Source organism: Sphingobium sp. UBA5915 (genome assembly GCF_002431195.1).
GTDB classification, from domain to species: domain Bacteria; phylum Pseudomonadota; class Alphaproteobacteria; order Sphingomonadales; family Sphingomonadaceae; genus Sphingobium; species Sphingobium soli.
In genome coordinates, this window is the sequence record NZ_DJDV01000107.1 from 547 (window position 1) to 6,274 (window position 5,728).

The 5,728-nt window shown below is 60.9% G+C and carries 9 protein-coding genes and 2 pseudogenes; 3 read left to right on the plus strand and 8 right to left on the minus strand.

Features of this window, described 5'->3' with window-relative positions:
* A pseudogene (locus tag B2V90_RS19405) lies at positions 1-237 on the minus strand (hypothetical protein); the annotation flags it as partial.
* Between the two features lie 328 nt (positions 238-565).
* Between B2V90_RS19405 and B2V90_RS19410 the strand changes: the two are divergent.
* Positions 566-1,099, plus strand: a complete 534-nt coding sequence (locus tag B2V90_RS19410) for a peroxiredoxin (protein ID WP_037543514.1) — start codon at positions 566-568, stop codon at positions 1,097-1,099.
* A gap of 15 nt (positions 1,100-1,114) precedes the next feature.
* On the opposite strand, the gene B2V90_RS19415 is transcribed toward B2V90_RS19410, so the two are convergent.
* Both B2V90_RS19415 and B2V90_RS19420 read right to left on the minus strand, forming a co-directional pair.
* The gene (locus B2V90_RS19415; RefSeq protein ID WP_228220579.1) at positions 1,115-1,876 is read right to left on the minus strand and encodes a ZIP family metal transporter; all 762 of its coding nucleotides are present in this window, start codon (positions 1,874-1,876) and stop codon (positions 1,115-1,117) included.
* Between the two features lie 68 nt (positions 1,877-1,944).
* Positions 1,945-2,337 carry a gamma-glutamylcyclotransferase family protein gene (locus B2V90_RS19420; RefSeq protein ID WP_228220578.1) on the minus strand — a complete coding sequence of 131 codons (393 nt, stop codon included), beginning with the start codon at positions 2,335-2,337 and terminating at the stop codon, positions 1,945-1,947.
* A 344-nt stretch (positions 2,338-2,681) separates the two neighbouring features.
* Here B2V90_RS19420 and B2V90_RS19425 point away from each other — a divergent pair, with 344 nt between their 5' ends.
* Complete coding sequence (locus B2V90_RS19425; RefSeq protein ID WP_228220577.1) at positions 2,682-2,867, plus strand: PspC domain-containing protein; 186 nt, start codon at positions 2,682-2,684, stop codon at positions 2,865-2,867.
* 318 nt (positions 2,868-3,185) lie between these two features.
* Here the strand turns inward: B2V90_RS19425 and B2V90_RS19430 are convergent, their stop codons facing one another.
* Positions 3,186-3,926: a DUF72 domain-containing protein gene (locus B2V90_RS19430; protein ID WP_228220576.1), complete on the minus strand. Its 741-nt coding sequence runs from the start codon at positions 3,924-3,926 to the stop codon at positions 3,186-3,188.
* Between the two features lie 114 nt (positions 3,927-4,040).
* Between B2V90_RS19430 and B2V90_RS19435 the strand changes: the two genes are divergently transcribed.
* Positions 4,041-4,277, plus strand: a complete 237-nt coding sequence (locus tag B2V90_RS19435; protein WP_009822660.1) for a DUF2061 domain-containing protein — start codon at positions 4,041-4,043, stop codon at positions 4,275-4,277.
* Positions 4,278-4,283: 6 nt separating this feature from the next.
* On the opposite strand, the gene B2V90_RS19440 is transcribed toward B2V90_RS19435, so the two are convergent.
* The 4 genes and pseudogenes from B2V90_RS19440 to B2V90_RS19455 form a co-directional block, all read right to left on the minus strand.
* Positions 4,284-4,946 (minus strand): peptidylprolyl isomerase, encoded by a 663-nt coding sequence (locus tag B2V90_RS19440; RefSeq protein ID WP_228220575.1) that lies wholly within the window; start codon positions 4,944-4,946, stop codon positions 4,284-4,286.
* Between the two features lie 143 nt (positions 4,947-5,089).
* The gene (locus B2V90_RS19445) at positions 5,090-5,224 is read right to left on the minus strand and encodes an entericidin A/B family lipoprotein (protein WP_414711625.1); all 135 of its coding nucleotides are present in this window, start codon (positions 5,222-5,224) and stop codon (positions 5,090-5,092) included.
* Positions 5,225-5,250: 26 nt separating this feature from the next.
* The gene (locus B2V90_RS19450; protein ID WP_009822663.1) at positions 5,251-5,511 is read right to left on the minus strand and encodes a CsbD family protein; all 261 of its coding nucleotides are present in this window, start codon (positions 5,509-5,511) and stop codon (positions 5,251-5,253) included.
* Between the two features lie 36 nt (positions 5,512-5,547).
* A pseudogene (locus B2V90_RS19455) lies at positions 5,548-5,728 on the minus strand (hypothetical protein); the annotation flags it as partial.

Consider the following 5,728-nt stretch of genomic DNA (forward strand, 5'->3'; position numbering starts at 1 on the left):
GGGGATCGGCCCCGCCGATGACGCGGTCGGTTCAGGCGTTTCGATGGTGGGGGCTGGCACGACGGGGACGATCGCGTTGGCGGGCGGGGCGGGCTCGTCCGTGTGGGGCAGGGCCTGGTCCATGATATTGGTCACCACCCCAGGTTGCCCGGCCTCATTGCCATTCTGCTGCCCACAGGCGCCCAGAAGGATAATCGGCATCAGGACGACGGGCAGGGGGAGCGATGTCACGCGCATGGACGAAATAACCCGGATCGCCTGCGCCTTGTTCCCGCGCCAGTCGGCGGGAACAGTTGCCGGGAAGCAGGCCCGTTACCTGCCTTCCATTCCGGCAGATTAGCAACCATGTCCCGCCCGACGGGCATTCTTGCGGAATTTTTGCGTGGCCGATCTCGTTTCTCACCCGGACAGCTTGCGCTCGGCCCAAATCGCGACCATCACCAAAGCGCGATGCGATGACGCTGCGGACGGCCGGTTTGGCTGCGTGCACGATCCCAAGACCTGTCGTCCTGCTGCGGGAACCGCATCCCTGAAACCGAGCCCAAATTGAACGAGGAATATGTCGATGAAGCGCCTGTCCCTGATGCTCGCTGCCACAGCCGCTTTGCTCCCTGCTGGAAACGCCATGGCGGCGCTTGCAGTGGGTGCGAAAGCGCCGGACTTCACGACCCGCGGCGCGCTCGCCGGCAAGACCTTTACGCTGACCCTGTCGCATCAGCTCAAGCGTGGGCCGGTGGTGCTCTATTTCTTCCCCAAGGCCTTCACCCCCGGCTGCTCGGCCGAAGCGCGCGAATTCGCCGAGAATATCGACAAGTTCAAGGCGGCCGGCGCCACTGTCATCGGCATGTCGGCCGATCCGGTCGACGATCTTGTGTCCTTTTCGACCAAAGAGTGCGCGGGCAAGTTCCCGGTCGCATCGGCCGGATCGACCATCATTTCCGGCTATGATGTTGGCCTCAAGATGCGGCCGGGCATGACGGACCGGACCTCCTACGTCATTGCTCCTTCAGGGCGGATCGCGTTCGTTCATAGCGAAATGAACTATGCCAATCATGTGAAGAGCACGCTGGACGCCGTCCGGTCCATGCAGGCCAAATAAGGCGACCGCTGGCGTTCATCCCTCCAGCTTGCTGAGGATGAAGGCCAGCAAAAATCCTGCGACGGCGATAAGCCCGGAATATTCATGCGCCTCCTCGGTCGCTTCCGGGATCATCGTGTCGACCAGCATTGCCAGGATCGCGCCGGCCGCGACGGCCGTAGTCGCAGCGATGATGTCCGGGCTGGCGCCTGCCATGACGGCATAGCCAAGCGCCGCCGCCAGCCCTGACGCCATCGCGATCGCGCCCCACACGCCAAAGATATAGATTGCGCTGCGGCCTGCTTTCTTCATGCCCGCCGCACTCGACAGACCTTCGGGCACATTGGACAGGAACACCGCCGCCACCGTCACCAGGCTGACGCCTGACCCTTCCAGCAAGCTGACGCCGATTACCACCGATTCGGGAATACCATCGAGCAAAGCCCCCACGGCAATCGACAGGCCCGATCCTTCCTGCGCTGTCGCCTGGCTCTGCTTCGGGTTCGAGCCGGACCGTTTGCGATGCTTTGCGCCCGCGCGCGATACCAGGATGTTCGCGCCCGTGTAGACCAGCGCACCGCCGAAAAAACCGATCGCGGTCGAATCGAACCCGCCGCGCCGATAGGCTTCATCCATCAAATCAAAGGCGACCGCGGAAATCAGTACGCCTGACCCTGCGGCCATGATCGCAGCGATCAGCCTTTGCGGCAGGCGTGCGAAATAGGCGGTCGCCGCACCGATCAGCAATGCCGATCCGCCGACCAGTCCCCAAAATCCCGCGATTGCGGCTCCGTCCATGCAGGCAACTCCTTGAACCAACCTGATGCCAGGGGAAAGCGCAGGCGGGACAGGCGGTTCCGGGCCGATTATCGAGGGGTCAGGAAATCGCCGCCCTCGATTCGTTCCAAGGGTGTGACGTCGCGCGCATAGATATAGGTCCATGCAGCGACCTGCGCCCGGGGCCCGGCAACCGGGATCATGGCGCGGCGATATTCCCAGGGCCGAGGAAAAGCGGGGCTGCATTCTTCATAGTCATCCAGCCACGCAAGCGTGGATTGAGGATCGCCGAGCGCGTAGAGGTCGCCAACGACCTTGGCATTCCCGCCCGGCACCAGACCGGGATAGTCGCCGATCCGGTACAAGACGCCGGCGGTCGTAGCGGGGCCGATCAACCTCCCCTCACGACGCAGGCGATCCGCCACCGGTCCCGCATGATCTGAGCGCAGCGTGCCGTAGACGAACAGAAATGCAGCAGTCACGGCATATGGTCGCGAAATTTACCAAGTCTTTGCATAAATCGCCAATGGCCAGCCACTTTTCCAACGAAACCAACGCATGGCAGCGATGGAAATGGCGGTTTTGCGTTCATAACTGAAATTGGCACGCCCTCTGCAAATGAGTTCGACATCAAGGCCGGATGATCCGGCCAGCAAAGCAGGGAGTTATTATCATGTTCATTGCCAAGATCCAGAACGCCGCCGTCGCCTTCTTCGGCGCCGTTGTCGTCGCCAGCCTGTTCGTCGGCGCAGCGGTTCCGGTCGCGCCGATCGCCTAATCTCCGCACCCGCTTTCCCCAAACTTGAGACAACAGAAGGCCAACGTCATGAACAGCAATTTCACCCTCGACCGCCGCCATGGCAAGATCATGGGCGTTTGCGCTGGGCTTTCCAATCGCACGGGCATCGACGTCACGCTCATCTGCGTCGCCCTGGTGCTATTGACGCTGTGCGCATTGGGACCGATTGGCGTTGCCGCCTATCTGCTGGCCGGATGGCTGGCAGAAGGGTGACGCCCACAGTTCTGGAAACCGATCAAATACTAAAAAGGCCGCCCCGATTAATCGGATAGCGGCCTTTTTCGGTTCTGGGCGAGCCCAAATGCCGATGCGGCAACGCCGCTGTCAGGCATAAAGTACCGAATAAAATGTCACCATCTGCACGCCAACGGCAGCAGCGAGGACGGCTCCTTGAAAGATCTGACGCATTATTGACTCCATTGTTGCGAAGGACGGTGGTCCCTGCTTGTGTAAGGAGCAATTAGGTCCGTCATATCATTGTAACAATCGCAAAGCCTGACTTTCCGATTGCAACAAACGCAATGGTGTCGGTCAGGCGAGCGCCGCGATCATCGCCTGTGCGGCGGCCGGGTTGCGCTCCTTCGCACCACTGATGAAAAAGCCATAGACATCGCCGGTTTCGGCCAGCCTTTCTGCACGTCTGGCCCATCGATCGATATCGGCAGGGGCATAGCCGGTTGGCTCGTCCGCCTTCGTCCGCATCAGCCGCAGATACGCAAAGCCGGCGTCATGGCCGGCGATTGCAGGATAGTCCTCATGATCCGCCAGCACCACCGCTGCCCCGGCCGCCTTCGCCATGTCGAGAAAAGCTGGATCATCGAAACTCTCATGCCGCACCTCCAGCGCATGCCGAAGCAGCACGCCATCCACAGCATCAGGCAGCAATTTCAGGAATGCGCTAAAATCATCGGGATCGAACCGTTTGGTGGGCATGAATTGCCACAAAATCGGCCCCAGCCTGTCGCCCAGTTCTGCTATCCCCTGCCCGGTAAATTTCGCGATCGATTCGCCTGCCTCGGCCAGGATCTTGCGGTTCGTGCAGTAACGCGAGGCTTTCACCGCAAACTGAAACCCATCGGGCACCGCCTTGGCCCAGTTGGCAAAGGTCGCGGGCTTCTGGCTGCTGTAATAGGTCGCGTTCACCTCGGTGGCGGTCAGATGCTCGCCGACATAAGCCAGTTCATCCTTCTGACGCAGGCCCGACGGATAGAAGCTGCCGCGCCACGGCTCATAGACCCATCCGCCAATCCCTGTCCTGATCCGTCCTGCCATGCCATACCTCCTGCCCCGCGACAGTGATCGTCAGAGCCGATCAGAACCAGCAAAAAATGCCATTAGCAAAGTTTGCGAATGGTTCTTATTTGCAGGTCCGTTCAGGAGATACCCATGTCGCTCGACCTCATCAAGACTGCCACGTATTTGACGATCCATCTGACCGTCGGCTTCACCGTCGCTTATGTCATGACCGGGTCCCTCGCCCTGGCGGGCGGCATCGCACTTATCGAACCGATGATTAATGCAGTAGCCTTCTTTTTTCATGAGAAGGCCTGGAAATCCGTGACCATGCGTGTGCCACCAGCATCTGATCGCAGATGGCCGCGTGATCAGGCGCGCTTTGCGTGAATCTGTCTATTTTGCTGTCCGTTTCAGCCCCAGCAGCCAGGGCTTGGGTGCGCGCGAAGGGGTCGGCCTGCCATCGAGGCGACGAGCGCGCAAAATCCTGATCGGCTTGACGATCATCTGCCCGCGCATTGGCCCCGAACCGCAGCAGGTGGGCACCGCGAGGATTTTCTTCACCACATCCATTCCCGCCACCACATGGCCAAAGGCGGCATAACCGATATAGGTGCCGCGCGCGTCCATATTGGGCGTTGCGCCGACGGTGATGAAGAAATTGCCCGCGGCCGAATTGGGTCGATTGGGCCGCGCCATCGATACGGTCGCATCCAGATGGCGAAGCCCGGTCTGGCTGGTCGGTTCATGCCTGATCGGGGGAAGCGACCGGCGCAAATCCGTGTCGATGCCGCCTTGGATCAGCCCCAGCTTGGGATTGCTCTTGCGCCGCGCCGCCCGGTAGAAGGTAACGCCGTCGAAGCGGCCATCATCGACATAGGTCAGGAAATTCGCCGATGTGCGCGGCGCTCGCTTCAGATCCACGGCAATCACCATCGTCCCCACCGACGTTTCGACCGCCACTCGGGCATAGCCCGAGGTAGGCTTGTTTGCGGGAAGCGCGAGCACCGCCGAGGGCGCGAGGCTGAAGAGCAAGAGAAGCAAGCGAAAGAGCGGCATGGCCCCCGTCCGTAATTGCGCCGCAGGTCAGGCGCAACCGGACTGCGCCCTCACGTCGCCCGACATGGCAAATCAACGACCTCGATGGCAAAGAAAAAGCGGCGCCCACGTAAAGGCGCCGCTTCCCATTCTAACAGTCTGACTTACTTGGCCTGACCCGATGCGTCCGACACGGCGCCGCCGGCCGATCGGAGGTCCTTGCCAGCGCCGTTGACAGTATTGCAGGCAGCAAGGCCAAGCGTCACAACAGCGGTCAGAGAAATAATGATTGTCTTCATGGCCATATCCTTTTTGTTGTTGCCCATCAGGCGCGGTTGCCGCGCGTCAGGATCGAGAGGGTTGCAAGAGCCAGCGATCCCAGCGCAAGCAGGCTGACAAGCGGGCGTTCTTCATAGAGGCGACGAGCGCTGTCCAGGACGTCGCCCAACATCGTCTCGACCTTGCCTTCGATCTGACGGCCTTGGCCGCGCAGTTCGGTTCCGGTGTCGCCTGTGACCTTACCCAGGCCTTCCTCAAGCGCGCCTGCCTTTTCCTTAATCGCGCCTATGATCGTATGATTGTTCATTACAGTCTCCTTTAAATCTGGATGGTAATGGGATTTTCAGGGGTTGCGCCGGGCGGCGACTACGCCACCCGCCGACGCCGCCGCCGCGCCGAGCAGCATGACGATGAACAAGGTAAACGCGGTGCCAGCGGCATAGTCAGCGCCCTTGCTGCCGGCGTCGATCGCGATTTCCACCGCGTTGCGCTTGGCGGCGACTGTGAATCGGCGTGCAAAAAGG

Excerpts from the sequence above, each read along its gene's own strand:
- B2V90_RS19445 (WP_414711625.1), bottom strand. The coding sequence starts at position 5,224 with ATGAAGACAATCATTATTTCTCTGACCGCTGTTGTGACGCTTGGCCTT.
- B2V90_RS19450 (WP_009822663.1), bottom strand. The coding sequence starts at position 5,511 with ATGAACAATCATACGATCATAGGCGCGATTAAGGAAAAGGCAGGCGCG.
- B2V90_RS19435 (WP_009822660.1), top strand. The coding sequence starts at position 4,041 with ATGTCGCTCGACCTCATCAAGACTGCCACGTATTTGACGATCCATCTG.
- B2V90_RS19430 (WP_228220576.1), bottom strand. The coding sequence starts at position 3,926 with ATGGCAGGACGGATCAGGACAGGGATTGGCGGATGGGTCTATGAGCCG.
- B2V90_RS19415 (WP_228220579.1), bottom strand. The coding sequence starts at position 1,876 with ATGGACGGAGCCGCAATCGCGGGATTTTGGGGACTGGTCGGCGGATCG.
- B2V90_RS19410 (WP_037543514.1), top strand. The coding sequence starts at position 566 with ATGAAGCGCCTGTCCCTGATGCTCGCTGCCACAGCCGCTTTGCTCCCT.
- B2V90_RS19425 (WP_228220577.1), top strand. The coding sequence starts at position 2,682 with ATGAACAGCAATTTCACCCTCGACCGCCGCCATGGCAAGATCATGGGC.
- B2V90_RS19440 (WP_228220575.1), bottom strand. The coding sequence starts at position 4,946 with ATGCCGCTCTTTCGCTTGCTTCTCTTGCTCTTCAGCCTCGCGCCCTCG.